Raw genomic sequence first — 26695 nt, forward strand, 5'->3', positions numbered from 1 at the left:
TTCCCAAGGCTTCGGGCACCGTGTTCCCCCGTTTTATAGCCTGAACTTTCCGACCATCTGCTTCAGGCCGCGGGCCTGGTCGTCCAATGAGCGGGCCGCCGCTGTTGCCTGCTCCACCAATGCGGCGTTCTGCTGTGTGCCCGAGTCCATCTGCGTCACCGCGAGATTGATCTCTTCAATCCCCGCGCTTTGCTCGGACGATGCCGCCGAAATCTCGCCCATGATGTCAGTCACGCGCTTCACAGCCTTGACTACTTCATCCATGGTCTGGCCAGCATTTTGTGCGAGTGTCGACCCGTTGCTTACTCGCTCCACCGACGCACTGATCAAGCCCTTGATCTCCTTGGCAGCCGCTGCGCTGCGCTGCGCGAGATTGCGTACTTCGGCTGCGACCACCGAAAATCCGCGACCCTCTTCGCCGGCTCGAGCGGCTTCCACCGCCGCGTTCAAGGCCAGAATGTTGGTCTGGAATGCAATCCCCTCGATCACACCGATGATGTCGCCGATGCTTCGCGCACTGTCGTTGATCTCGTTCATCGTCGCGACCACGCGGCTCACCACGTCGCCACCCTTCTCGGCAATCTCCGAGGCGTTGTTGGCCAGCGTGCTCGCCTGCTTCGCGTTGTCGGCGTTCTGCCTCACCGTGGAGGTCAGTTGCTCCATGCTGCTCGCGGTCCGCTCGAGCGCCATCGCCTGCTGCTCGGTGCGCTGCGACAGGTCGAGATTGCCCATCGAAATTTCGCCCGACGCCGTGGCAATCGCGTCCGCACTGGATGCGATGTCGGAAACCGTCGTCGCGAGGCCGCTTTGCATGTCGTGCAGCGCGTACAGCATGCTCGACTTGTCCTTGCGGCCCAACGCGATCTGATTCGACAGGTCGCCCGCCGCGATCCGGCTGGCAATTTCCTTCGCGTACGCCGGCTCGCCGCCAAGCTGGCCGGCAAGGCGCCGCACCACCCACTCGCTAATGCCGAACGCCAGCGCGATCAATGCGATCGTCATCACCGCGATCATCACGAACGACGAATGGAAGATAAAACCCGACGCCTCGATGGTCGCCTTGGCAGCCGTGCCGCGCTGCGCGACGAGTCCGTCGACGAGTTTCTCGAGCTTGCCGGTCTCGACCAGCAGCGAGACGTCCTGCATGCCGACCTGCCAGTTCATCTGCGAAAGATCGAGCGGCTGCGCTTTCACAAGCTTCACGAAGTCACGCAAATGGCCGCTCCACACCGTGACGGCTGCGGCAAATTTCTTCTGCTGGTCGACAGACTTCGCGTCGGATGTGTCGACGTACTGTTGCAGCGTGCCGAGTTCCGTGCCGAGACCGCTCAGACCCTTGTCGATGTCGGCGCCGAGATCGTCGCGCTCCTTGGCGGTGGTCGCGGTCAACAGCATCTTTTGCGCGCGGCTTGCGCGCAGCATGTGGCCACGCGCCTCTTCGGCAGCGCGGCTCGCCACGTGGCCCTGGTCGTAGATCGATTGCGCGGAGGCGTTCAGGCGGCTGATCTGGGTCAGCGAAAAAACACCGATCGCCAGCGTGCCAATCAACAACACGGCAAACGCAAGCCGCAGCGTGGCCTTCACCGACCAGCCCTTGAGCCGCACAGCACGCGAGCGGCTGCCCTGCCCATGCGATGGCGACGGCTCGCCCGCCGCTTCCCCTTCCGGTACGAACCCCGCGCCCGTCTGGCCGCCCAGCGAAACTGCTTTCATATTCCTCGTCCCCACGTAATCGAACTGCCGGAAAGGTCGGTTCCGGCATTGATGCTTATCTCTCCGGGTCTACGGCATAAACGTCTGCGATCTTTAACGCCGCTCACGTGATGCCAACTCCAACTACTATGCCCGGTCCTCGGCGCGTCGCTTTGTAAGCTCCGCGCCCGCGACCGTTTTATACATGGCCAAAAATCCCCAAACCGCATTTATCAGACGGCTTGCCAGCCATGCTTGGTCATGGCAGCACAGCCGCCGCAAGCACCGTCACGGTGCACCCGGCTCGCCGTTTCAATGCACCCATGGCGCCCAGACGAGACATAAGTGTCCGATTCGCGACAAAACTTGTCCTTACAATTCGTGGAAGCCACATTAAACTTCGACAAATACCTGACAACGCCGGATACCGCGTCGAAATGCCGCAGCAGTCGAACAGGCAAGCGGCTCCAAAGAACGACGACGCGCCGGCAGCCTGAAATCATTACCTTTCACTCTCCTCTCTCTCATCTAGCGTATGGAAACGAGCCTCGATAAAAGCGCCCTCGCCGGTGCCTCAGCCTCTCCCACCAGTCCTGCCAACCCCGCTGCCCCGTCGCAGCCGGCCGCGAAAGTCCAGCGCACGGTTTACTCTGTGCTCGGTGCGATCAGCTTTTCGCACCTGCTCAACGACATGATCCAGTCGTTGATTCTGGCTATTTACCCGATGCTGAAGGACAACTTTTCACTGTCGTTCGGGCAGATCGGCCTGATTACGCTGACCTACCAGATCACCGCATCGCTGCTGCAGCCGCTTGTCGGCAGCTATACCGACAAGCATCCCAAGCCGTATTCGCTGCCCGTCGGTATGGGCTTTACCCTCGCCGGCCTGCTGCTGATGTCGGTCGCACCGAGTTTCGGCGTGCTGCTGGTAGCGGCGGCGCTGGTCGGTTGCGGCTCGTCGGTGTTTCATCCGGAATCGTCGCGGGTGGCGCGCATGGCGTCGGGCGGCCGTCACGGTCTGGCGCAGTCGCTGTTCCAGGTGGGCGGCAATGCGGGTTCGTCGCTCGGGCCGCTGCTCGCCGCGTTGATCGTGATTCCGCACGGCCAGCGCAGCATCGCGTGGTTCTCGGTGGCGGCACTGGTTGCGATCGTCGTGCTTACGCAAATCGGTCGCTGGTACAAGGCTCATCCGTCGGTCAAGAAGACGCGCAGCCAAGCCGGCCACGCGACGCTGTCGCGCAACAAGGTCATGTTCGCGATGAGCGTGCTGATGCTGCTGGTGTTCTCGAAATACTTCTACCTCGCCAGCATCAACAGCTACTTCACGTTCTATCTGATCGACAAGTTCCATCTGCCGGTGCAGGCCGCGCAGATCCACCTGTTCGTGTTCCTCGCTGCTGTCGCGGCGGGTACGGTGATTGGTGGTCCGATCGGCGACAGGATCGGCCGCAAGTATGTGATCTGGGTGTCGATCCTCGGCGTCGCGCCATTCACGCTGCTGCTGCCGTACGCGAACCTGTTCTGGACCAGCGTGCTGACAGTGATTATCGGTATCGTGCTGGCATCGGCGTTCTCGGCGATCCTCGTCTATGCGCAAGAGCTGATCCCCGGCAAAGTGGGGATGGTCGCAGGGTTGTTCTTCGGTTTCGCGTTCGGGATGGGCGGGATCGGCGCGGCCGTGCTCGGGCAGTTGGCCGACGCCACCAGCATCACTTATGTGTATAAGGTGTGCTCGTTCCTGCCGCTGATCGGCGTGCTGACGGTGTTTCTGCCGAATGTCGAAGGTAAGCGCGCGAAAGCGTGATGCGTTCGCCAGAAGTTGCATGACGAAAAGGCGCTGCGGCGCCTTTTTTCTTTGACGGCGCTCATGGTGAACCCGCGTTGTCCGCACAGCCACGCGTGCTCTATGCTTGTGCGGACGTACGCACTGCTCTCGCGCCGTGCCCAACAGCCGTACGACTCGCCATCCGTTCACTCACGCAGCAGAAGGATCGCCGCCGATGACCAGCTACCGCGACTTCCACCGCCGTTCGATCGAGCAACCCGAGGAATTCTGGCGTGAACAGGCGCAGCGGATTCATTGGCAAACGCCGTTCGATACGGTGCTCGATCGCTCGAATCCGCCGTTCGCGCGCTGGTTCGTCGGCGGCCGCACGAACCTGTGCCATAACGCGGTGGACCGTCATATGGTCGAGCGCCCACAGCAGAACGCGCTGGTCTATGTGTCGACGGAAACCGGTATCGAGCGGCGTTACACCTACGCCGAGCTCTACGCGGAAATCAACCGCATGGCTGCGGTAATGCGCTCGCTGGGCGTAAAGCGCGGCGACGTCGTGCTGATCTACATGCCGATGATCCCCGAAGCGCTGTTCGCCATGCTCGCGTGCGCGCGGCTCGGCGCGATTCACTCGGTGGTGTTCGGCGGCTTCGCGGCCCTCAATCTGGCAGCTCGCATCGACGATGCGAAGCCTGTGCTGATCGTGACCGCCGACGCGGGCGCACGCGGCGGCAAAGTGATCGACTACACGCCGCTGATGGACGAAGCGCTCGCGCGCGCAACCCACAAGACGCCGCACGTGCTGCTGATCGACCGCCAGCTCGCGCCCGAGCGCCTGAACGCGAGCTACCTCGTCGCCTACGAGCCGTTGCGCGAGCAGTTTTTCGATGCGCATGTGCCATGCGAATGGCTCGAATCGAACGAGCCGTCTTATGTGCTTTACACGTCGGGCACGACCGGCAAACCGAAGGGCGTGCAGCGCGACGTCGGCGGCTATGCGGTGGCGCTGGCGGCATCGATGGAACACATCTTTCAGGGCAAGCCCGGCGACACGATGTTCACCGCGTCGGACGTGGGCTGGGTGGTCGGCCACAGCTACATCGTCTATGCGCCGCTGATCGCGGGGCTCACTACCGTGATGTACGAAGGCACACCGATTCGTCCGGACGGCGGCATCTGGTGGCGCCTCGTCGAACAGCACAAGATCAATCTGATGTTCACCGCGCCGACTGCGTTGCGCGTGCTGAAAAAGCAGGACCCGGCGCTGCTGAAGAAATCCGATCTATCGAGCCTGCGCACGCTGTTCCTCGCCGGCGAGCCGCTCGACGAACCGACCGCCGCGTGGATCTCCGACGCGCTCGGCAAGCCCATCATCGACAACTACTGGCAGACCGAAACCGGTTGGCCGATGCTGGCGATTCCGCGCGGCGTCGAAGCCCTGCCCACCAAGCTCGGCTCGCCGGGTGTGCCGTCGGCCGGCTTCAACCTGACCTTGCGTAACGAACTGACCGGCGAGCCCTGCCCGCCTGGCGAAAAAGGCGTGCTCACGCTGGGATATCCGCTGCCGCCGGGATGCATGTCGACGGTATGGGGCGACGACAAACGCTTTGTCAGCACATATTGGTCGAGCATTCCGAACCAGCAGGCCTACTCGACGTTCGACTGGGGCATTCAGGACAAAGACGGTTACGTGACGATCCTCGGCCGCACCGACGACGTGATCAACGTCGCCGGTCACCGGCTCGGCACGCGCGAGATCGAGGAAGCATTGTCGAGCCACGCAGCGGTCGCGGAAGTGGCGGTGGTCGGCGTGGCGGATGCGCTGAAGGGTCAGGCGGCCATGGCCTTTGTCGTGCTGCGCGACGCGCAAGCCTTTGCGGACGACAAATCGCGGGCAAAGCTGGAAGCCGATCTCACGGCCACGGTCGACCGCCAGCTTGGCGCCATTGCGCGGCCAGCACGAGTGGTCGTGGTATCGATGCTGCCGAAGACGCGCTCGGGCAAGCTGTTGCGCCGCGCGATTGCGGCGCTAGCCGAGGGACGCGAACCGGGCGACCTGCCAACTATCGAAGATCCGGCGGCTTTGCAGCAGGTACGCGAGGCGCTGGGGGATTCAACGAAGCACTAGCCAGCGCCCAGGCCGATCGTGCCGTGCACGAGCGAAGCGCTTGTGCGCCGCTCGTTCGGGTGACTGCCGGGTGACTGCCGGGTTGCTGCTATTGGCCCGGCTGATCAACACGCTGCGTGCCAAAGCGGTGAGCAGATTACGCGCGACGCGCTTCCAGAAACCGCGTCAGAATCGCATTCGAATATGTCCCGGCGATCTCCGTGAGAAACGACACGAACGATTGCGGCGCGTGATCGTCGGCGGTGTCGGAGATGGTGCGTACCACCGCACATGGCACGCCATACTCGTAACAGACCTGCGCGATCGCCGCCCCTTCCATCTCCACCGCGAGCGCATCCGGCAGCGCATCGCGCAACGCTTTGACGCCTGTTGCACTCGCGACGAACTGATCGCCGCTGATGATCAACCCGCGATGCACGCGCGGCTCGCGCGTGCCGAAGCGCACCGCCGACGCCGTGCCCTCTTCAGCAACAAAACGCTCGCACGCGGCGGCGAGTTGATCGGCAAGCGCCGCATCGGCTGCAAAGCGCGACACGCCGAGCAACGGCACCTCGAAACGCGGAAACAACGGCGACGCGTCGAGATCGTGCTGCATGAGCACGTTGGCTACGACGATATCGCCGACCCGCACCTCGGTCCCCACGCCACCCGCAACGCCAGTAAACACGACCGCCTCGACATCGAACGCATGGATCAAGGCGCTGACGGTGGCCGCTGCGGCGACCTTGCCGACGCGCGCCAGCGTCACGACGCAGGGCGCGCCGTGCACGGTGCCCAGGTGATAATCGCGCTGACCATGCGTGATGGTGCGCACGCCGGATTCGGCGCGCATCGCGTCGATCAGATCGCCGAGTTCCTGCGGCAAGGCCGCCAGAATGCCGAGCGGACGGTGCGGGACCGACGCGCCGCTGCGGTTCAGATCGATAGCGGGCGCGTCCAAACCGGCCGCGCCCGCGTTAGCCGCAGCTGACCCTGCCGTGCCCGCGCTCATTCGACCGCCTGCAATTTGGCGACCGCAAGCGCCAGCCACTTCTCGCCGTGCCGCTTGAATTTGACCTGCGCCTTGGCATCCGTGCCACCGCCTTCAAGCGCCGTGATCGTGCCTTCCCCAAACTTGGTGTGGAACACCTGCTGGCCGACGCGAAAGCCGGTTTCAGCCGCGCGCTGTTCGTTCGCGAAGGCAGGCAACGGCGCCGGCGTCGACGACGAGGCGCCCGTGTAACCCGGCCGCGCGAACCAGTCGCGACCGTAACCGGCGTTATCCGAGCGACCACCCCAGCGCGCGCCCGCCTCGACCTTCGGCGTGAGCCACTTGAGGGTTTCCTGCGGCAGCTCGTCAAAGAAGCGCGAGCGGATGTTGTAGCGCGTCTGGCCGTGCAACATCCGGCTCTGCGCAAACGACAGATACAAACGTTCCTTGGCCCGCGTGATCGCCACGTACATCAGACGGCGCTCTTCTTCCAGACCGTCCGATTCCATCGCACTGTTTTCATGCGGGAACAGCCCTTCTTCAAGCCCGGTGATGAACACCGCCGTAAACTCGAGGCCCTTGGCCGCGTGCACCGTCATCAACTGCACGGCTTCCTGACCGGCTTGCGCCTGGTTGTCGCCCGCTTCCAGTGATGCGTGCGACAGGAAACCGGCGAGCGGCGTCATCGTGTCCGGGTTTTGCGCCGGATCGTCGATGCCGGGTGCGTCCAGCACAACGACATTCGGATCGTCGGTAGCGACGGCCAACTCAGGAGCCGTCGTTGCGCCCGGGCGCAGCGGAATCGAACGCGCCGGCGTATCCATGCCGTAGCCTTCTTCGCTGACGAAAGCAGCAGCCGCATTGACCAGTTCCTGCAAGTTCTCCAGCCGGTCCTGGCCTTCGCGTTCGTTCTGATAGAACTCCGTGAGACCGCTCGTGCGAATCACGCACTCGACCGTTTCCGGCAGGCTCATCTGCTGCGTTTCCGCGCGCATCCGGCCGATCAGGTTCGCGAAGCTGGCGAGGCTCGACCCCGCCTTACCCGCGACATACGGAATCGCAGCGGCCATCGAGCAGTTGTACAGACGTGCCGCATCAGCAAGTTGTTCGATCGAGCGCGCGCCAATACCGCGCGTCGGGAAATTGACGACGCGGACGAACGCGGTGTCGTCGTTCGGATTGTCGATCAGCCGCAGATAGGCGAGCGCGTGCTTGACTTCCTGGCGCTCGAAAAAGCGCAGGCCACCATACACGCGATACGCGATGCCCGCGTTGACCAGCGTGTGTTCGATCGTGCGCGACTGCGCGTTGCTGCGATACAGGATCGCGACTTCGCTGCGCGACGTGCCGGTGCTGATTAGCGCCTTGATTTCCTCGACGATCCAGCCGGCTTCCTGCGTATCGGTGGCGGATTCGTAGACCCGCACCGGTTCGCCGTGCCCCGCGTCGGTACGCAGATTCTTGCCCAGACGCCGCGAGTTGTTGGCGATCAGCTGATTGGCCGCGTCGAGAATATGACCGTGTGAGCGATAGTTCTGCTCCAGCTTGATCATGTGCCGGACGTTGAACTCGTGTTCGAAGTCGCGCATGTTGCCGACGTTCGCGCCGCGGAATGCGTAGATCGACTGATCGTCGTCGCCGACCGCGAAGATCGAGTTGGTCTGCCCGGCCAGCATCTTCAGCCACGCGTATTGAAGTTTATTGGTGTCCTGGAACTCGTCGACGAGGATATGCCTGAAGCGTGCCTGATAGTGGGCGCGCAGCGGCGGATTGTGCGCCAGCAATTCAAAGCAGCGCAGCAGCAGTTCCGGAAAATCGACCACGCCTTCGCGTTGACATTGCTGGTCGTAGGCTTCGTAGAGTTCGACGAATTTGCGGTTGAAATTATCCGTGGCGTCGACGTCTTTCGGCCGCAGGCCTTGCTCTTTGGAATTGTTGATGAAGTACTGGAGATTCTTCGCCGGGTACTTTTCATCGTCGATGTTAAGGCCTTTCATCAGACGCTTGATCGCGGAGAGCTGGTCTGCGGTGTCGAGGATCTGGAAAGTGGCGGGCAGGCCGGCGTCGCGATGGTGCGCGCGGAGCATGCGGTTGCACAGGCCGTGGAAAGTGCCGATCCACATGCCACGCGTGTCGATCGGCAAGAGTGCCGAAAGACGCGACATCATTTCGCGGGCGGCTTTATTGGTGAAGGTCACCGCCAGGATGGTGGCGGGCGACGCCAGACCGTGCTGGATAAGCCATGCGATGCGCGTGATGAGGACGCGGGTTTTGCCGCTGCCCGCGCCGGCAAGGATGAGCGCTGGCTCGTTGGGGAGCGTGACGGCGGCGTGTTGTTCGGGGTTTAGATTGGCTAGCAGATCGGGCATTTTTTGGGAGGACGGCGAGGGCGTCCGACATTATAGGCCCCTCCGGAGCTTGGGGTTTTTTGGGGGTTTTTGCCTGCGCGGCGCTTTTTCTGTGTGCCTACGGCGGTGGCCTTTCCTTGTTTTGTTAGTGGTCTATTAGCGTTGCCCCTGTGCGGGGCGGCACCTACTTCTCTTTGCCGGCTGCAAAGAGAAGTAGGCAAGAGAAAGCAGCTCAAACCGCTAATTCTTAAGCGGGTCCCCCGCGCAGTTACGGTAGTGGTGCATCTGGAATCTGTGTTCTCGCACATTCAGCGTGAGTGACAAGGCCGTCATTCTTCCGGCGGCGCTGCGCGCGCCGACGCGGTATTTCATCAAGCCGGCCGCCGTTTTTACGCTCAGCGGTAATTCACAAGGCTATCTGCCGCATTCGATGCCCACGGCACCTCCAAAGGCAACTCGCCGTACCCGATGCCTGCGGCACTTCAAAGGGAGGCTTGCCGTTTTCAGTGCCCCACAGCACTTCGTATGCCGCGAGCTTCGTTTGGTGCCGGTGACATTTCCAAAGTACTAGCTCGGCTAGTGCATCGCCGAGGCGAAGCCGAGGGCCCCCACGGCGCGCAACCGAAACCTCTGGTTTCCCTGGCAAACCCGTCCGCGACGCACGCAGTGCGGAGTGGGAGCCGATGACACCCTTGTCACTAACGTCTGAAGGTGCACGAACACGGATTCCACGGAGCCACTGCCACTTGCAGGCCACGGCGCCCACTTAGCATTGGCGGTTTGAGCTGCTTTCTCTTGCCTACTTCTCTTTGCAGCCGGCAAAGAGAAGTAGGTGCCGCCCCGCACAGGGGCAACGCTAATAGACCGCTAACAATGCAAGGAAAGGCCAAAGCCCTGAGAACCCTGACAACGCCGCCGCCAAAGGCAAAAAACTCAACCAAGGGCCCTCACCGGCAGCGCCGCTTATAATCGAGCATTCTTTGCATCCACCAGCAGACGGACAGAAATGAGCGAGACCCCGAGCGACCCGACCTCCACGCTTGCCAAAAGCTTCGAGCCCCACACCGTCGAAGCCCACTGGGGCCCCGAATGGGAAAAGCGCGCCTATGCGGCGCCCTCCTTCGACGAGAACAAGAAAGACTTCTCGATCCAGTTGCCGCCGCCGAACGTCACGGGCACCCTGCACATGGGCCATGCCTTCAACCAGACGATCATGGACGGCCTCGCCCGCTATCACCGCATGCTCGGCGAAAATACCCTCTGGGTGCCGGGCACGGACCACGCGGGCATCGCCACGCAGATCGTCGTCGAACGGCAACTGGACGCCCAAGGCATCTCGCGCCACGATCTCGGCCGCGAAAAGTTCACCGAACGCGTCTGGGAATGGAAGCAGGAATCCGGCTCGACCATCACGAATCAGGTGCGCCGCCTGGGCGCGTCGATCGACTGGTCGCGCGAATACTTCACGATGGACGACAAAATGTCCACCGCCGTGCGCGACGTGTTCGTACGCCTGTACGAACAGGGCCTGATCTACCGCGGCAAGCGTCTCGTGAACTGGGATCCGGTGCTGCTCACCGCCGTCTCCGACCTCGAAGTGGTCAGCGAAGAAGAAAACGGCCACCTCTGGCACATCCAGTATCCGCTCACGGACGGCTCGGGCCATCTGACGGTCGCGACCACGCGTCCGGAAACCATGCTCGGCGACACCGCCGTGATGGTCCATCCGGAAGACGAGCGCTACGCGCACCTGCTCGGTAAAACGGTCACGCTGCCGCTCTCCGGCCGCGAAGTCCCGATCATCGCCGACGACTACGTCGACCGCGAATTCGGTACCGGCGTGGTCAAGGTCACGCCCGCGCACGATTTCAACGACTATCAGGTCGGCCAGCGCCACAAACTGCCGATGATCGAAATCCTCACGCTCGACGCGAAGATCAACGAGAACGCACCGGTAAAATACCGCGGTCTGGACCGTTTCGAAGCCCGCAAGCAGGTCGTGGCCGATCTCGACGCGCTCGGTGCACTCGAATCGGTCAAGCCGCACAAGCTGATGGTGCCGCGCGGCGACCGCACGGGCGTCGTGATCGAGCCGATGCTGACGGACCAATGGTTCGTCGCCATGAGCAAGCCGGCGCCGGAAGGCACCTTCAATCCGGGCAAGTCGATCGCGGAAACGGCACTCGACGTGGTTCGCAGCGGCGAAATCAAGTTCGTGCCGGAAAACTGGTCCACCACGTATTACCAGTGGCTCGAAAACATCCAGGACTGGTGTATTTCGCGTCAACTCTGGTGGGGCCATCAGATCCCGGCGTGGTACGGCGAAAACGGTGAAATTTTCGTCGCCAAGACCGAAGAGGAAGTCCGCGCCAAGGCCACTGCGGCCGGCTACACGGGCGCCCTGAAGCGCGACGAAGACGTGCTCGACACATGGTTCTCGTCTGCGCTGGTGCCGTTCTCGTCGCTCGGCTGGCCTGCCGAGACGCCGGAGCTGAAGCATTTCATGCCTTCATCGGTGCTGGTCACCGGTTTCGACATCATCTTCTTCTGGGTCGCGCGCATGGTCATGATGACCACGCACTTCACCGGCAAGGTGCCGTTCGACACGGTCTACGTGCACGGTCTCGTGCGCGACGCCGAAGGCCAGAAGATGTCGAAGAGCAAAGGCAATACGCTCGACCCGATCGATATCGTCGACGGCATCGAACTCGACGCGCTGGTGGCCAAGCGCACCACCGGCCTGATGAATCCGAAGCAGGCTGCGTCGATCGAAAAGAAAACCCGCAAGGAATTCCCGGACGGCATTCCGGCGTTCGGCACGGACGCGCTGCGTTTCACGATGGCCTCGATGGCTACGCTCGGCCGCAACATCAACTTCGACCTGGCGCGCTGCGAAGGCTATCGCAACTTCTGCAACAAGCTGTGGAATGCCACGCGTTTCGTGCTGATGAACTGTGAAGGCCAGGATTGTGGTTTCGGCAAGCCGGAACAATGCGGTGAATGCGGCCCGGACGGCCACCTGAACTTCTCGGCGGCTGACCGCTGGATCGTCTCGCGCCTGCAGCGTGTGGAAGCGGAAATCGCCAAGGGCTTCGCCGACTATCGTTTTGACAATGTGGCCAACGCCCTATACAAGTTCGTATGGGACGAATACTGTGATTGGTATCTCGAACTCGCCAAGGTTCAGATCCAGACGGGTCAGCCGAACCAGCAACGCGCCACGCGCCGCACGCTGCTGCGCGTACTCGAGACAGTATTGCGCCTCGCGCATCCGGTGATTCCGTTCATTACCGAAGCGCTGTGGCAAAAAGTTGCACCGTTGGCGGCCCGTTACCCCGAAGGCAAAGCCGAGGGCGAAGCATCCATCATGGTGCAGCCGTACCCGGTTGCAGAGCCGTCGAAGATCGACGAAGACGCGGAGCAATGGGCGGCCGACCTGAAAGCAGTGATCGATGCGTGCCGGAATCTGCGCGGTGAGATGAATCTGTCGCCGGCGGTCAAGGTGCCGTTGCTCGCTACCGGCAACGCGGAGCGCCTCTCCACTTTCGCTCCGTACGCTCAGGCATTGGCCCGTCTGTCGGACGTGCAGATCATCGCCGACGAGGCAACGTTGGATGCGCAAGCAGATGGCGCGCCAATTGCTATCGTAGGGAATGACAAGCTCGTGCTGAAGGTGGAAATCGACGTGGCTGTCGAGCGCGAGCGTCTGTCGAAGGAGATTGCGCGGCTTGGCACTGAAGTCATCAAGTGCAATGCCAAATTGCAGAATGAAAGCTTTGTTGCAAAGGCGCCGCCGGCAGTCGTTGAGCAGGAGCAGAAAAGGCTGGCAGAATTCGAAACCACTATTGGCAAGCTGAAAGCTCAATTGGCTCGTTTGCCGGCCTGATCGATGCTCCGTGTCCGCCCCGTCGTGGGCGGGCAAGGACCAAAAGCTAAACCAGAGGATTCAGGGTAATCACATGCTAAAAGTTACAAAAGCGGTATTTCCGGTAGCAGGTCTTGGCACCCGGTTCCTCCCTGCCACGAAGGCCAGCCCGAAGGAGATGCTGCCGATCGTCGACAAGCCGCTGATTCAATACGCGGTGGAAGAAGCCATGGCGGCCGGCATCACCGAAATGATCTTCGTCACGGGCCGCAGCAAGCGCGCGATCGAGGACCATTTCGATAAGTCATACGAAATCGAGGCGGAACTCCTCGCGCGCGGCAAGGACAAGCTGCTGGAACTGGTGCGCAGCATCAAGCCGAGCCATGTCGACTGCTTCTACGTGCGTCAACCGGAAGCGCTCGGTCTGGGCCACGCGGTGATGTGCGCCGAAAAGCTGGTGGGCGACAACCCGTTCGCCGTCATCCTCGCAGACGACTTGCTGTACGGCACGCCGCCCGTGATGACGCAGATGATCGAAGTGTTCGACCACTATCACAGCTCGGTGATTGGCGTCGAAGAGATCCCCCACGCGGAGACGAAGTCGTACGGCATCGTCGACGGTAAAGAGTGGGAAGACTCGATCATCAAGATGTCGGGCATCGTCGAAAAGCCGGAGCCGAACGTCGCGCCGTCGAATCTCGGCGTGGTGGGCCGCTATGTGCTGAAGCCGCGTATCTTCGAACATCTGCGCGCACTGAAGCCGGGCGCAGGCGGTGAGTTGCAGCTGACGGACGCAATTCAATCGCTGCTGGCCGATGAACAGGTGCTGGCGTACAAGTACCACGGCACGCGTTTCGACTGCGGCAGCAAGCTGGGTTATCTGAAGGCGACGGTCGAGTTCGCTCTGCGTCACCCGGAAGTGGCAGCCGATTTCGAAGAATATTTGCGTACCCGTTCGCCGGTGCTGGAAGGCTGAGCAACTGGACTGTCGCGCAGAACCCTTTTGCGCTGTTAGCCTCTCGATAGCATCAGTCAGACGTAAAAAAGGCGCTGTGCCCCGCATTCGCGGGCACAGCGCCTTTTGTTTGCATTTCAGCGGCGCTTCATCAAAAAGGTAAAAACCTTGTCGTGCGCCGAGCTTTCGACGATTTCGTTGCCGGTTTGCTTCGCGAACGCGGCGAAATCGCGCTGCGAACCCGGATCGGTAGCCAGGACCTTGAGAATCTGACCGCTTTCCATGTCGGCGAGCGCCTTCTTGGCGCGCAAAATGGGCAGCGGGCACATCAGCCCGCGCGCATCGACTTCCTTGTGAACCTGAATTTGCATCGACGATGACCTTCGGGATGAGGCGTCGTACGCGACGCCGGACAGAGGGTCAAATTCTACAGCAGGCGTCGTTTAGCCGCCGGACGTGACGCTGTCACATCGATTATCGCAATCCGACGGCATTCTGGCGCTACAACGTGACAGCTTCTCCGCTCTGTAGCGACTGCCGCAACGCCATGCCAATCCGCGTCGCTTCGAGCGCATCGGCCAGCGTAGCGCCTGCTTGCGCATTCGATGCCGCCCCGCCCTGCACCGCTGCAACGAAGGCACGCGCCTCATGCAAAAACGCATCCTCGAACCGATCGAAGAAGCTCGGCGTGCATTCGTTGCGGATGCCCGTCGCGTCGTAGATCTCGACGCGATTCGCACGCGGATTGTGGCCAATCGCCAATGCGCCGGCTGTGCCGATCACCTCGCTGTGTGTGTCGTTACCGTGAGCCTGCGTGCGCGACGCATAGAACATCGCGAGCTTGCCGTCCTCGAATTCGCAAATCGCCACGCCGTTATCGACGTCGCCGAATTCCCGCAACCCCTCGTGCAATGCGACCGCGCCCGCCGCAAACACGCGCTTGGCGCGCGGCTTGCCGAGCAGCCAGCGCGCGACGTCGATGTCATGCACCGTGCAGTCCAGAAAGATCCCACCGGAGGTTGCCGCAAAACGCACGAAGAAGCCGTCGGTGTCGTTCTGATCGGTGGTTTGCGAGCGCACAAGGAAAGGTCTGCCGATCTTGCCGGCTGCGATCTTGTCGAACGCATCCTTGTAGCTGGGATCGAAACGCCGCATGAAGCCGATAGTCGCCTGCAAATGCGGATAGCGCGCAGCCTCGGCCAATACGCGCTCGCACTCGGCTAGATCGAGCGATAGCGGCTTCTCGCAAAACACATGTTTGCCGGCGCGCAACGCATCGATAATCTGCTGCGCGTGCAAGGACGACGGCGTGACGAGCCATACCGCGTCCACGTCACGATCGGCCAGCAGCGCCGCATAGTCGTCATAGAGGCGCGGCTCGGGCAACGTCTCGCGTGCCCATGCCCGCTCCTCTTCCAATGGACTGCAAGCGGCCACGAGCGCTGCACCCGGCACGCGATACGCCAGATTTTCCGCGTGCCGCTTGCCCAATCGCCCCAAACCGACCACACCCAAACGAAGCCGCCCAATAGTCGCCTGCGTCACGATGACTCCCCGAGTTTTACCGCGCGGCCCTCGCGCCACGAGCGTGTCGCGGCGTCGGCGAGTTCGAGCGCTTTCAGGCCGTCGGCGACGGTAGTTCGCACCGGCTTGCCGTGCGTGACCGCGTCGAAGAAATGTGCGATTTCCAAGGCGTATGCCGCGCGATAACGTTCGAGGAAAAACGCCTCGGGCACATCGCTCGACACTTCGGTTCTCGAATACGCGGTGACCTCGGTGGGCCGGACATTGCCCGCCTGCAGCATGCCTGTACTGCCGAGCACTTCGAAACGCTGGTCATACCCATAAGCCGCGCGCCGCGCGGTGTTGATCTGGCACAGGCGGCCGTGCTTCGTGCGGATCGTCACCGCGGTCGAATCGATATCGCCCGCTTCGGCAATCGCCGGATCCGAAAGACAACTACCGGTGGCGTGCAGCGTGTCGGCTTCATCGTCGAGAATCCAGCGGAAAATATCGAAGTCGTGAATCAACATGTCCTTGAAAATGCCGCCCGAGTGCTTGATGTACTCGACCGGCGGTGCGCCCGGATCGCGGCTCGTCACCACCAGCATTTCCGGCGTGCCGATTTCGCCCGCATCGATGCGCGCTTTCAACGCGGAAAAAGTCGGGTCGAAGCGGCGCTGAAAGCCGATCATGCAGACCACGCCCGCACGCTCCACGGCCTCGGCGCAGGCACGCGCCCGCTCCAGAGTCAGGTCAACCGGCTTTTCACAGAACACATGCTTCTTCTGCGCGGCCGATTTCATGATCAGATCCGCGTGCGTGTCCGTACTCGAACAGATCACCGTCGCGCCGATCGACGCATCGCCCATCGCGCCGTCGATATCGGCAACCTGCGCACCGTGCTCGGCGGCGAGCGCAGCAGCCGCCTCGCGATTCACATCGACCACATACTTAAGCCGCACGCCCGGCTGCCGCGCCAGATTCGCCGCATGAATCTTGCCGATACGTCCCGCGCCGAATACCGCTACATCGATCGTCTTTACCGCCTCAGTCATCGTATCCTCCAGTCTCTTTGGATTCTTCTACGTTCAGTTCGAGCTTGTACGCGAGCGCGATGAACAACGCCTGGCACAAACAGATCGTGCTGGTCAGCGAGCGGAACGCAAACGCGCTGCCCTCTTTCACATACAGTTGGGTGGTGGCATAACGTGACAACGGAGATAGTTGGCTATCCGTAATAACCAATGTCTTCGCCTGATGGTGATGTGCCACGCGCAGGCAGTACTGCGTTTCCTTGCCATACGGCGCGAAGCTGATCGCGATCACCACGTCGCTCTTCTTCACGCTGCGAATCTGCTCGCGGTACATGCCGCCGAAACCGGACACCAGGTGCACGCGCTTCGGCGTGTGCTGCAATGCGTAGACGATATAGCTCGCCACTGGAAACGAGCGCCGCACGCCGATCACGTAGATGTTGTCGGCCTGCTGCAGCATCTTCACGGCAGCGTCGAACTGCTTGTCGTCGAGGCCAGCTTCGAGCTCTTCAAGTCCACCACGCGAAGCCGCGATGAATTCTCGCGCCACTGCGCCGCCAGACAATGCGCCAGGCTTCTCGTCGATCAGCTTGCGAATCCTCTGCTGATAACTCGGCGAGGACGTGCCTTGCCCCGTATACGCCTGACGAAATACCGCCTGCAGATCGGAGAAGCCGGAAAAGCCGAAGCGCTGCGCAAAGCGCACCACGGCGGATGGATGCACGCCACAACTCGCGGCGATATCGCTGGTGCGATCCACCATCACGCTCGAGCGATGCTGCTCGATATAAGTCGCGACATTCTTCAATTGACGCGGCAACGCTTCGTAGTTTTCCGCGATGCGCTGCATCAATTCTTCGACGCTCGGCAAGTCTTCGGTGCTCTCTTCCGCCATGGCTCTCTCTTCGTTGCTTTATTGCAGTGCGGAAGACGCTTCCAGCGCGCGCCACACAGCATCCTGACGCTGCCGATTATAGGCAGGCACCCCGTCAAATGGAATGTATTTTCCATTTTTCTTTGTCATGAAATTTTCATTGCAACGCTTCGGAAGATGGCCTAATCTTGGTCGTGAGCGATGGTGCATCGGCTGACGTCTGCCGCAACGCACGCAATCGGAAAGCCGCCCGCCAGACGCTCCCTTCAATAACGACAGACCGAGAAAGGTGGAGACAATGAGACTTTGCAAGGGCAAGGCTACGCTCAGGATTCTGGTGGCGGCATTGACGTTGGCGACGGGATTCGGTGCGGCGTCGGCCGCCCGCGCGGCTGACGCTCACTTCGTGCTGATCAGCCACGCGCCGGATTCGGATTCGTGGTGGAACACCATCAAGAACGCCATCAAACAGGCCGACGAAGATTTCAACGTCGAGACCGATTACCGCAATCCGCCGAACGGCGACATCGCCGATATGGCGCGTCTGGTCGAACAGGCCGCCGCGCGCAACTACGACGGCGTGATCGTTTCGATCGCCGACTTCGACGTACTCAAGAGTTCGATCGCCAAGGTCACCGAGAAACACATCCCGCTCGTCACGATCAATTCCGGTACCGAAGAGCAGAGCGCGCAGCTTGGCGCGATCATGCACGTTGGCCAGCCTGAATATGCCGCGGGCAAAGCGGCGGGCCAAAAGGCGAAGGCAGCGGGCATCAAGTCGTTCCTGTGCGTCAATCATTACGCAACCAACCCGGCATCGTTCGAACGCTGCCGTGGCTTTGCCGACGCGATCGGGGTTGACTTCAAGACCTCCACGCTCGACGCCGGCCAGGACCCGACCGGTGTGCAATCGAAAGTGAGCGCGTATCTGCGCAATCACCCGAACACCCAGGCGGTGCTCGCCCTCGGTCCGCTGTCGGCAGCGCCGACCATCAAAGCGCTGCAGCAGATGGGCCTCGCCGGCAAGATCTGGTTCGCGACATTCGATTTCGACAATGACATTGCGAAGGGCATCCAGGACGGCACGATCCAGTTCGCGATCGACCAGCAACCCTACCTGCAGGGCTATATCCCGGTCGCCGTACTCGCCATTGTGAAAAAGGACCACACCACCGATCCGGCAAAGATCCGCAAGATCTTGCAGGCCAATCCGAAGTTCCAGCAACGCCTCGCCACTTACGGCCTGCAGCCCGCCTATGGCCCGCGCAATATCGGTTCCGGCCCGGGCTTCATCACCAAGGCCAATATCGACAAGGTGGTCAAGTACGCCGGGCAGTATCGCTAACGCATTTCGCTGGAAGTGCGGATACGGGAGAACCGTTCCGGCAGGTATGAAGTAAGTGGACGCGGCCGGCCGCAACTGGCCAGGCCGCCCCACGCCTGCGTTCACCACGTTTTACGTGCATTACGCGCCATGCGGTCCGATTGCAGTCATTTGATGACCGCAATCGCCGGGCGCATCAAGGAGAGCTTCAATGGGCGTAGCCAAACCCTTCCATCCCCATCCCCGCAAGCAGCCCCCTTCCGGCAATGGGACGGCGTCTGCGTCGACCTCCAACGGTGCGCCCGCGGCGGCCGATGAGCGCGTGCGCCAGGAATCGTGGTTCCGGCATCTGCTGAACCGTCCGGAATTCGCCGCCCTCGCCGGCACCGTGATGGTGTTCCTCGTGTTTGGGATTGCAGCCGGCAACTCTGGCATGTTCAACCTCGACGGCGTGATGAACTGGTCGCAAGTGGCCGCCTATCTTGGTCTGATCGCGGTCGGTGCGTGCCTCTTGATGATTGCCGGCGAATTCGATCTGTCGATCGGCTCGATGATTGGCTTCTCGGGCATGATGGTCGCGCTGCCCACCATGTACTTCCACTGGCCGATTGCATTGTCGATCCTGTTTGCGTTCGCCGGATCGATGCTGCTCGGCGCACTCAACGGCTATCTGGTGATGCGCACGCGGCTGCCGTCATTCATCGTGACGCTGGCGTTTCTGTTCATTCTGCGCGGGCTCACGCTGGCCCTGTCGGTCATGTTCGCCGACCGCACCATCATCTCTGGCGTGGGCGACGTCGCCGCTCACGACTGGCTCGCCCATACCTTGTTCCAGGGCGTCGCGTTCAAGGGCCTGTTCATCTGGCTCGGCCAGATGGGGGTCGTCAAGCTGCTCGATAACGGCAATCCGCTCGTGCCGGGCATTCCAAAAGTTCTGCTCTGGTGGTTCGCGCTTGCCGCAGTCTGCGCGTTCACTCTCGCCAAAACCCGCTTCGGCAACTGGATTTTCGCGGTCGGCGGCGACGCCAATGCAGCGAAGAATGTCGGCGTGCCGGTGCGGCGCGTCAAGATCTCACTGTTCGTGCTGACCGCGTTCTGCGCGTGCCTGTTCGCCGTGCTGCAAGTGTGCGACATCGGTTCAGCCGCGGCCGATCGTGGGCTGCAGGCGGAATTCGAAGCCATCATCGCCGCGGTGATAGGCGGCACGCTGCTGACCGGCGGCTACGGCTCGGTGATCGGCGCCTGCTTCGGCGCACTGATCTTCGGCGTCGTGCAGATCGGCATCACCTATACGAATGTCGATTCCGACTGGTTCCGCGTGTTCCTCGGCGTGATGCTGCTGATCGCCGTGCTGTTCAATCACTACGTGCGCCGTCGCGTCGCGCAGTCGTAACGAGGAGGCAACCATGTCCGATACGAATACCGTGAACACTGCGGCTGAGTCGCAGGACGACGTGATCCTCGCACTCGAAGACGTCAGCAAGTTCTTCGGTCAGGTCATCGCGCTGAGCGGTGTGACCTTGCGCCTGAAGCGCGGCGAAGTGCATTGCCTGCTCGGCGACAACGGCGCGGGCAAATCGACGCTGATCAAAACGTTGGCCGGTGTGCATCAACCCTCTTCCGGCCAATATCTTGTCGACGGCAAACCCGTGCTGTTCGAGTCGCCGAAAGACGCGCTCGATCTCGGCATCGCCACCGTCTATCAGGATCTGGCGCTCGTGCCCTTGCTCTCCGTGGCACGCAACTTCTTCATGGGCCGAGAGCCGCAAAAGAAACTGTTCGGCTTTCTGAAAGTGATGGACCTCGAAACCTGCGCCACGACCTCACGTGACAAGCTCGCCGAAATGGGCATCAACGTGCGCGACCCGCATCAACCGATCGGCACGATGTCCGGCGGCGAGAAGCAATGTCTGGCGATTGCGCGGGCGATTCACTTCGGCGCGCGCGTGCTGATTCTCGACGAACCGACCGCCGCGCTCGGCGTCAAGCAGAGCTTCAATGTGCTGAAGCTGATCCACACCGCGCGCGCGAAAGGCATCTCGGTGATCTTCATCACACACAACGTACATCACGCGTATCCGATCGGCGATTCGTTCACGCTGCTCAATCGCGGAAAATCACTCGGCACGTTCACGAAGGACACCATCAGCAAGGACGAAGTGCTCGACATGATGGCCGGCGGCGCCGAGATGCAGAAGATGATCGGCGAACTTGAAGGCGCGACGATCTGATTCATTCGCGCGGGGTTCCGGCGCTTGCCGTGCCGGTCACCGCGTTCAGCTATTCAGGAATATCCATGAATCATTCCAGCACATCCAGCGGGACCGGGATCGTGAACGGTAACGGGCCCACGCCCGCTTCAGCAGCGACGGCCAGCCGTTTCGCGCCGGACCGCAGCCGCGATATCGTCTGTCTTGGCCGGCTTGCCGTCGATCTGTACGCACAGCAGGTCGGCGCGCGGCTCGAAGACGTGTCGAGCTTTGCGAAATATCTCGGCGGCTCGTCGGCGAATATCGCGTTTGGTTGCGCCCGGCTCGGGCTTCTATCGTCGATGCTGGCGCGCGTCGGCAACGATCATATGGGCCGGTTTCTCACCGAGACCTTGACGAAGGAAGGCTGCGACGTCAGTCATGTGCGCGTCGATCAGGAGCGCCTGACCGCCCTCGTTCTGCTCGGTCTGAAAGATCGCGATACCTTTCCGCTGATCTTCTATCGCGAGAATTGTGCGGATATGGCGGTGGATGAAGCGGATTTCGACGAGGCGTACATTGCGTCGTCGAAAGCGCTACTGATTACCGGCACGCACTTTTCGACCGAGCAGGTGAATCGCACGAGCCGCCGCGCGCTCGATTACGCGCGACGTAACAACGTGCGCACCGTGCTCGACATCGACTATCGCCCGGTATTGTGGGGCCTCACGGGCAAAGCGGATGGCGAAACCCGCTTTGTCGCGAGCGAAGGCGTGACCGCGCATCTGCAGCGCATTCTGCCTTTGTTCGATCTGGTGATCGGCACCGAGGAGGAGTTCCGCATCGCCGGCGGCAAGACCGAGCTCGTCGACGCACTCGCGATGGTGCGCGCCGTGACCCCGGCCACGCTGGTCCTGAAGCGCGGGCCGATGGGCTGCCAGATCATTGACGGCAAAGTGCCCGCAACGCTCGACGATGCGCCGATTCATGGCGGAGTCGAGGTGGAAGTGTTGAACGTGCTCGGCGCGGGCGATGCATTCGCTTCGGGTTTTCTCTCCGGATGGTTGCGCGATCAGCCGCTCGAAGCGTGCGCGCGGGCGGCGAATGCGAGCGGCGCGCTGGTCGTCTCGCGTCACGGCTGTGCGCCCGCGATGCCGACGCCCGCCGAACTCGACTACTTCCTGCGCGAAGCCAAGGCCGATCCGCAACGCATGCGCCGCCCCGACCGTGACGCAACGCTCGCGCGGCTGCATCGCGTCTCCCCTGCCCGCAAACAATGGGACGAAGTACTCGGCTTCGCGTTTGACCACCGCAATCAATTCTTCGAACTCGCCCAGCAGACCGGCGCCGACGAAGCGCGCATCGCGCAACTGAAGGGTTTGTTCGTCGACGCCGTCGCGCAGACGGAAACCGCCTTGGGGTTGCAAGGCCGCATCGGCATATTGAGCGACGACCGCTACGGTCAGGACGCATTGAACGCCGCTACCGGCCGCGGCTGGTGGATCGGCCGACCGGTTGAGTTGCCCGGGTCCGTACCGCTCGTGTTCGATCATGGCCGCTCGATCGGCACAACGTTGATTGCGTGGCCGCAGGAACACGTCGCCAAGTGCCTCGTTCAATTCCATCCCGACGAACCGGTCGAACAACGCCTCGAACAGGAAGCACAACTGCGTGCGCTCTACGACGCGACGCAAGCGAGCGGCCACGAATTACTGCTTGAAGTGATTCCGCCGAAGCACGCGCATCTGCCGCAAGCACCGGACATCGTCTATCGCGCGTTGAAGCGGCTGTACAACATCGGCATCTATCCGGAATGGTGGAAGCTCGAACCGATGGACGCCGCCCAATGGCAAGCCGTCGACGCACTGATCGCCGAACGCGATCCCTACTGCCGGGGCGTGGTGTTGCTCGGCTTGTCAGCGGGTGTCGAGCAATTGAACGAGGGCTTTCGCGCGGCGGCACAATCGGCGACATGCCGAGGCTTTACCGTGGGCCGCACGATCTTTCACGAGCCGAGCCATGCATGGCTCGCCGGTGAGATCGATGACAACGAACTGATCGCGCGGGTGCGCCGCACGTTCGAAACGCTGATCGCGTCGTGGCGTGCAACGCGCGGCGCGACCGACGTTCAGCCCACCACGGCGAGCCACGCACATCAGGAGCAGGCGGCATGAACCAGCGCGTACTGCATCAATATGCGGCGTCCGCCAACGACGCCACCCAGGCACACGCGCCCTCGGGTGGCACCGTCCGCCTGACGACCGCTCAGGCGCTGGTTCGTTATCTCGCCGCGCAACGCGTTGCGACCGAAGACGGCACCGGCACCGAGCCGCTCTTTGGCGGTGTGTTCGCCATCTTCGGCCACGGCAATGTAGCCGGAATGGGCGAAGCGTTGTACCAGCACCGCGAAACATTGCCCACACTGCGCGCTCATAACGAACAGGCGATGGCGCACAGCGCGATCGCCTATGCGAAGGCGCATTTCCGGCGCCGCATGATGGCTGTCACGACTTCGATCGGACCCGGCGCGACCAATCTGATCACCGCGGCCGCGCTCGCGCATGTGAATCGTTTGCCCGTGCTGCTGCTACCCGGCGACGTGTTCGTCTCGCGCGCGCCCGATCCGGTACTACAGCAGGTTGAAGATTTCCATGACGGCGGCGTCTCCGCCAACGACGCGTTCAAGCCGGTGTCACGCTACTTCGATCGCATCGTGCATCCGGCGCAGTTGCTCAATGCGTTGCCGCGCGCCTTGCGTGTGCTCACCGACGCCGCGTTGTGCGGACCCGTCACGCTCGCGTTGCCCCAGGACGTGCAAGCGCAGGCATGGGACTTCCCTGTCGACTTCTTTGCACCGCGCGTCGTCACGATTCATTCTCCTGCGCCGCGCGCCGAAGATATCGACGCGGTGGTTGCCCATTTGCGCCGCGCAAAGCGTCCACTGATCGTTGCGGGCGGCGGCGTGCTCTATGGACGCGCGACCGATGCGCTGCACCGCTTCGCCACCACGCACGGCATTCCGGTGGCGGAAACGCAGGCAGGAAAAGGCTCGCTCGCATGGAACGATCCGCTGAACGCCGGCGCATTGGGTGTGACCGGCTCGCCTGCCGCGAATGCGCTCGCACACGACGCAGACTGCGTGCTGGCGATCGGTACACGCCTGCAGGACTTCACCACCGGGTCGAACACACTGTTCACGCAGGCCGACGTGATCGGTATCAACGCGAACCCATTCGACGGTCTCAAGCATCGCGCGCTGGTGGTCGAAGCCGACGCACGTCTTGCACTGGATGCGCTCGCCGAACCCCTGCAAGGCTGGCACGCGGACCGCACATGGACCACGCGCGCCCACAAACTCGCGGCGGGCTGGCGCGATACCGTGAGCACGCTCACGCATGCGCCGCAACGCGACACCGTGCTGCCGTATGAAGGCGACGTGATCGGCGCGGTGCAGCGTTCGAGCGCGCGTTCCGCGACGGACGACATCGTCGTTTGCGCAGCCGGAACGTTGCCGGCCGAGTTGCACAAGCTATGGCGCGCGGGCAAACCGGGCGCGTATCACGTCGAATACGGCTACTCGTGCATGGGATACGAGATCGCCGGCGGCCTCGGCGTAAAGCTCGCGCGTCCCGCGCGCGAAGTAATCGTGATGCTCGGCGACGGCAGCTATCTGATGATGAACAGCGAGATTGCGACTTCGGTCATGATCGGCGCGAAGCTGATCGTGGTGGTGCTCGACAATCGTGGCTACGGTTGCATCAACCGTTTGCAGCAGGCCTGCGGTGGCGCACCGTTCAACAACCTGCTCGACGACTGCATGCAGGGTCCGCTCGGCGCACCTAAAATCGATTTCGCCGCTCACGCGCGCTCGCTCGGCGCGCAGGCCGAACACGTCGCGAACATCGCCGGACTTGAGGACGCGCTGCAACGTGCGCGCGCGGCCGATTGCACCTACGTGATCAGTATCGACACCGACCCCGCCCGTACCACGGACGACGGCGGCTGGTGGTGGGAAGTCGCCGTGCCCGAAGTCTCCGCGCGCGACACCGTGCGTGCCGCACGTTCGCAATACGACGCGCAACTCGCTGCGCGCGCGGCGCCCGCCGACCCCAGCGACCGCCCAGGTCACATCGACAACGAATGAGGACGCCCGCATGACTGCTTTCGACGTACGTATCGGCATCAACCCCTTATCGTGGATGAACGACGACCTGCCCTCGCTGGGTGGCGAAACGCCGCTTGAAGTTGCACTGACCGAAGGACGCCAGATCGGCTACCAGGGTTTTGAGCTCGGCAACAAATTTCCGCGTGAGCCGCAGGCATTGAAGACGCTGCTCGCCCAATACGATCTGGCCTTGGTATCCGGCTGGTACTCCGGACGACTCGCGCGGCGCAGTGTGGAAGAGGAAATCGCCTCGGTCGGCCCGCATCTCGAACTGCTCGCACAGAACGGCGCGACGGCGATGGTGTACGGCGAAGTCGCCGATTCGATTCAGGGCGCACCGCAACCGCTGTATCAACGCCCCCGTTTTTTCAGCGACGCGCAGTGGGCGGCGTACGCGGCGCGTGTCGATGAATTCGCGCGCTACACGCTGAGCCGCGGCGTGCGGCTTGCGTATCACCATCACATGGGCGCATACGTCGAAACACCCGCTGACGTCGATCAGCTGATGTCCCGCACGAGCGACGCCGTCGGTCTTCTATTCGACACAGGGCACATCACGTTTGCCGGCGGCGATCCGCTCGCGGTACTCGACAAGCACATCGGCCGAGTGTGTCACGTGCACTGCAAGGACGTTCGACCGGCGGTGATGAAGCTGGCGCGCAATCGCAACTGGAGTTTTCTCGATGCGGTGATCAACGGTGCCTTCACGGTACCGGGCGACGGTGCGGTGAACTTCCCGGCGATCATCGACCGATTAAAGCGCTATGGTTATCGCGGCTGGCTGGTAGTTGAAGCGGAACAGGACCCCATTGTGGCGCCATCGTACGACTATGCGCAGAAAGGATTTCAGACTTTGCGAGCGCTGGTCGACGCACCACTTGACGCCGGTGACAAACCTCAGCAGGAGGCGGCATGAGTTTATTGGTGAAAGCACAGCGCGAGGGCCAGACAATCGCGCGGGTGACACCCGAATCGGCGTGCTGGCGGTATGTGGGATTTGCTGCTTACCGGTTGGGCGCGAGTGAAGTCGTTCATGTGTTTGAGCCGGCTCGGGAAGTTTGTATCGTGGTGCTCGCCGGTGCGGTGGATATTGAAACCGCCGATGCCACCTGGAGTTCACTGGGTTCACGCGATAGCGTGTTCGAGGATTCCGCGCCGTATGCGGTGTATTTCCCGCCTGGCGTTCGCGTGACTGTTCGCGCTTGCCGCGACGCGGAGATTGGCGTGGCGAGTGCGCCTGCCAAGGGTGCGCATCCGGCGAGGTTGATTGAGCCTTCGACGATGAAGCGCTCCACGCGTGGCAAAGGGCTCAATACGCGATATGTATGCGATATTCTTCCGCAGACCGAGCTTGCGGAGTCTTTACTTGTGGTTGAGGTTCGCACACCTGGCGGGCATGCTTCGAGCTATCCGCCGCATAAGCACGACACCGATAACGTGCCGCATGAGAGTTCGCTCGAAGAGACTTACTATCATCGGCTCGACCCGCCGCAGGGGTTTGCTTTTCAGCGCGTGTATACCGATATGCGCGACATCGATGAGTCGATGGCTGTTGAGAATCACGACGTCGTGATGGTGCCGCGTGGGTATCATCCGGTGGTTGTACCCTATGGGTATGATTCTTATTATTTGAATGTTATGGCTGGGGGGAAGAGGACCTGGCATTTTCGCAATGATCCGGCGCATGAGTGGATTATTGATAAGGATGGTTAAGGGTTTTTTCCTGCGGAGCGGTTGGTGGTTGTATGCCTTCGACGTTGGGCTTTTCTTGGTTTTTTTGCCTGCTTGGCGTGTTTTTTGTGTTTTTATGGTGTTGGCCTTTCCTTGAATTGATATTGGATTATTAGCGTCGCCCCTGTGCGGGGCAGGCA

The 26695-nt window shown here is 61.9% G+C and carries 18 protein-coding genes; 11 read left to right on the top strand and 7 right to left on the bottom strand.

Features of this window, described 5'->3' with window-relative positions:
• Positions 1–33: 33 nt before the first annotated feature.
• Complete coding sequence (locus tag PQR40_RS05250) at positions 34–1713, bottom strand: methyl-accepting chemotaxis protein (RefSeq protein ID WP_408508555.1); 1680 nt, start codon at positions 1711–1713, stop codon at positions 34–36.
• 514 nt (positions 1714–2227) lie between these two features.
• On the opposite strand from PQR40_RS05250, the gene PQR40_RS05255 reads away from it, so the two are divergent.
• Together PQR40_RS05255 and PQR40_RS05260 are read left to right on the top strand one after the other, a co-directional pair.
• Positions 2228–3496 (top strand): MFS transporter, encoded by a 1269-nt coding sequence (locus tag PQR40_RS05255; protein WP_408508556.1) that lies wholly within the window; start codon positions 2228–2230, stop codon positions 3494–3496.
• A gap of 196 nt (positions 3497–3692) precedes the next feature.
• Positions 3693–5597: a propionate--CoA ligase gene (locus PQR40_RS05260; RefSeq protein WP_408333619.1), complete on the top strand. Its 1905-nt coding sequence runs from the start codon at positions 3693–3695 to the stop codon at positions 5595–5597.
• 136 nt (positions 5598–5733) lie between these two features.
• Here PQR40_RS05260 and PQR40_RS05265 read toward each other — a convergent pair whose 3' ends face one another.
• Both PQR40_RS05265 and PQR40_RS05270 read right to left on the bottom strand, forming a co-directional pair.
• Complete coding sequence (locus PQR40_RS05265) at positions 5734–6588, bottom strand: 5'-methylthioadenosine/adenosylhomocysteine nucleosidase (protein ID WP_408508557.1); 855 nt, start codon at positions 6586–6588, stop codon at positions 5734–5736.
• Entirely contained in the window at positions 6585–8936 is a 2352-nt protein-coding gene (locus PQR40_RS05270; RefSeq protein ID WP_408333625.1) for a UvrD-helicase domain-containing protein, read from the bottom strand. The genes PQR40_RS05265 and PQR40_RS05270 overlap by 4 nt, the downstream gene beginning before the upstream one ends.
• A 985-nt stretch (positions 8937–9921) precedes the next feature.
• Here PQR40_RS05270 and PQR40_RS05275 point away from each other — a divergent pair.
• Positions 9922–12801 (top strand): valine--tRNA ligase, encoded by a 2880-nt coding sequence (locus tag PQR40_RS05275; protein ID WP_408228668.1) that lies wholly within the window; start codon positions 9922–9924, stop codon positions 12799–12801.
• Between the two features lie 73 nt (positions 12802–12874).
• The gene (gene galU, locus PQR40_RS05280; RefSeq protein ID WP_408205778.1) at positions 12875–13756 is read left to right on the top strand and encodes a UTP--glucose-1-phosphate uridylyltransferase GalU; all 882 of its coding nucleotides are present in this window, start codon (positions 12875–12877) and stop codon (positions 13754–13756) included.
• 116 nt (positions 13757–13872) lie between these two features.
• Here the strand turns inward: galU and PQR40_RS05285 are convergent, their stop codons facing one another.
• From PQR40_RS05285 to PQR40_RS05300, 4 genes are all read right to left on the bottom strand, one after another.
• Entirely contained in the window at positions 13873–14100 is a 228-nt protein-coding gene (locus PQR40_RS05285) for a sulfurtransferase TusA family protein (RefSeq protein WP_025600552.1), read from the bottom strand.
• A 136-nt stretch (positions 14101–14236) separates the two neighbouring features.
• Positions 14237–15280: a Gfo/Idh/MocA family oxidoreductase gene (locus PQR40_RS05290; RefSeq protein WP_408508558.1), complete on the bottom strand. Its 1044-nt coding sequence runs from the start codon at positions 15278–15280 to the stop codon at positions 14237–14239.
• Positions 15277–16293 (bottom strand): inositol 2-dehydrogenase, encoded by a 1017-nt coding sequence (gene iolG, locus PQR40_RS05295; protein ID WP_408228662.1) that lies wholly within the window; start codon positions 16291–16293, stop codon positions 15277–15279. Before iolG ends, PQR40_RS05290 begins: the two co-directional genes overlap by 4 nt.
• Positions 16286–17167: a MurR/RpiR family transcriptional regulator gene (locus PQR40_RS05300; RefSeq protein ID WP_408228659.1), complete on the bottom strand. Its 882-nt coding sequence runs from the start codon at positions 17165–17167 to the stop codon at positions 16286–16288. Before PQR40_RS05300 ends, iolG begins: the two co-directional genes overlap by 8 nt.
• A gap of 277 nt (positions 17168–17444) precedes the next feature.
• Here PQR40_RS05300 and PQR40_RS05305 point away from each other — a divergent pair, with 277 nt between their 5' ends.
• From PQR40_RS05305 to iolB, 7 genes are all read left to right on the top strand, one after another.
• Complete coding sequence (locus PQR40_RS05305) at positions 17445–18491, top strand: sugar ABC transporter substrate-binding protein (RefSeq protein WP_408228656.1); 1047 nt, start codon at positions 17445–17447, stop codon at positions 18489–18491.
• Between the two features lie 190 nt (positions 18492–18681).
• Entirely contained in the window at positions 18682–19863 is a 1182-nt protein-coding gene (locus PQR40_RS05310) for an ABC transporter permease (RefSeq protein ID WP_408228654.1), read from the top strand.
• A gap of 13 nt (positions 19864–19876) precedes the next feature.
• Positions 19877–20701 carry an ATP-binding cassette domain-containing protein gene (locus tag PQR40_RS05315; protein WP_408394496.1) on the top strand — a complete coding sequence of 275 codons (825 nt, stop codon included), beginning with the start codon at positions 19877–19879 and terminating at the stop codon, positions 20699–20701.
• 65 nt (positions 20702–20766) lie between these two features.
• Positions 20767–22833: a bifunctional 5-dehydro-2-deoxygluconokinase/5-dehydro-2-deoxyphosphogluconate aldolase gene (locus tag PQR40_RS05320; RefSeq protein ID WP_408508559.1), complete on the top strand. Its 2067-nt coding sequence runs from the start codon at positions 20767–20769 to the stop codon at positions 22831–22833.
• Positions 22830–24803, top strand: a complete 1974-nt coding sequence (gene iolD, locus PQR40_RS05325; protein WP_408228645.1) for a 3D-(3,5/4)-trihydroxycyclohexane-1,2-dione acylhydrolase (decyclizing) — start codon at positions 22830–22832, stop codon at positions 24801–24803. The genes PQR40_RS05320 and iolD overlap by 4 nt, the downstream gene beginning before the upstream one ends.
• A 10-nt stretch (positions 24804–24813) precedes the next feature.
• Positions 24814–25740 (top strand): myo-inosose-2 dehydratase, encoded by a 927-nt coding sequence (gene iolE, locus PQR40_RS05330; protein WP_408508560.1) that lies wholly within the window; start codon positions 24814–24816, stop codon positions 25738–25740.
• Positions 25737–26537 carry a 5-deoxy-glucuronate isomerase gene (gene iolB / locus PQR40_RS05335; RefSeq protein ID WP_408485711.1) on the top strand — a complete coding sequence of 267 codons (801 nt, stop codon included), beginning with the start codon at positions 25737–25739 and terminating at the stop codon, positions 26535–26537. The genes iolE and iolB overlap by 4 nt, the downstream gene beginning before the upstream one ends.
• Positions 26538–26695 lie beyond the last annotated feature (158 nt).

Source organism: Paraburkholderia sediminicola, assembly GCF_046026855.1.
Taxonomy (GTDB): Bacteria; Pseudomonadota; Gammaproteobacteria; order Burkholderiales; family Burkholderiaceae; genus Paraburkholderia; species Paraburkholderia sediminicola_A.

Excerpts from the sequence above, each read along its gene's own strand:
- PQR40_RS05250 (WP_408508555.1), bottom strand. The coding sequence starts at position 1,713 with ATGAAAGCAGTTTCGCTGGGCGGCCAGACGGGCGCGGGGTTCGTACCG.
- PQR40_RS05255 (WP_408508556.1), top strand. The coding sequence starts at position 2,228 with ATGGAAACGAGCCTCGATAAAAGCGCCCTCGCCGGTGCCTCAGCCTCT.
- PQR40_RS05260 (WP_408333619.1), top strand. The coding sequence starts at position 3,693 with ATGACCAGCTACCGCGACTTCCACCGCCGTTCGATCGAGCAACCCGAG.
- PQR40_RS05265 (WP_408508557.1), bottom strand. The coding sequence starts at position 6,588 with ATGAGCGCGGGCACGGCAGGGTCAGCTGCGGCTAACGCGGGCGCGGCC.
- PQR40_RS05270 (WP_408333625.1), bottom strand. The coding sequence starts at position 8,936 with ATGCCCGATCTGCTAGCCAATCTAAACCCCGAACAACACGCCGCCGTC.
- PQR40_RS05275 (WP_408228668.1), top strand. The coding sequence starts at position 9,922 with ATGAGCGAGACCCCGAGCGACCCGACCTCCACGCTTGCCAAAAGCTTC.
- galU (WP_408205778.1), top strand. The coding sequence starts at position 12,875 with ATGCTAAAAGTTACAAAAGCGGTATTTCCGGTAGCAGGTCTTGGCACC.
- iolG (WP_408228662.1), bottom strand. The coding sequence starts at position 16,293 with ATGACTGAGGCGGTAAAGACGATCGATGTAGCGGTATTCGGCGCGGGA.
- PQR40_RS05300 (WP_408228659.1), bottom strand. The coding sequence starts at position 17,167 with ATGGCGGAAGAGAGCACCGAAGACTTGCCGAGCGTCGAAGAATTGATG.
- PQR40_RS05305 (WP_408228656.1), top strand. The coding sequence starts at position 17,445 with ATGAGACTTTGCAAGGGCAAGGCTACGCTCAGGATTCTGGTGGCGGCA.
- PQR40_RS05310 (WP_408228654.1), top strand. The coding sequence starts at position 18,682 with ATGGGCGTAGCCAAACCCTTCCATCCCCATCCCCGCAAGCAGCCCCCT.
- PQR40_RS05315 (WP_408394496.1), top strand. The coding sequence starts at position 19,877 with ATGTCCGATACGAATACCGTGAACACTGCGGCTGAGTCGCAGGACGAC.
- PQR40_RS05320 (WP_408508559.1), top strand. The coding sequence starts at position 20,767 with ATGAATCATTCCAGCACATCCAGCGGGACCGGGATCGTGAACGGTAAC.
- iolD (WP_408228645.1), top strand. The coding sequence starts at position 22,830 with ATGAACCAGCGCGTACTGCATCAATATGCGGCGTCCGCCAACGACGCC.
- iolE (WP_408508560.1), top strand. The coding sequence starts at position 24,814 with ATGACTGCTTTCGACGTACGTATCGGCATCAACCCCTTATCGTGGATG.
- iolB (WP_408485711.1), top strand. The coding sequence starts at position 25,737 with ATGAGTTTATTGGTGAAAGCACAGCGCGAGGGCCAGACAATCGCGCGG.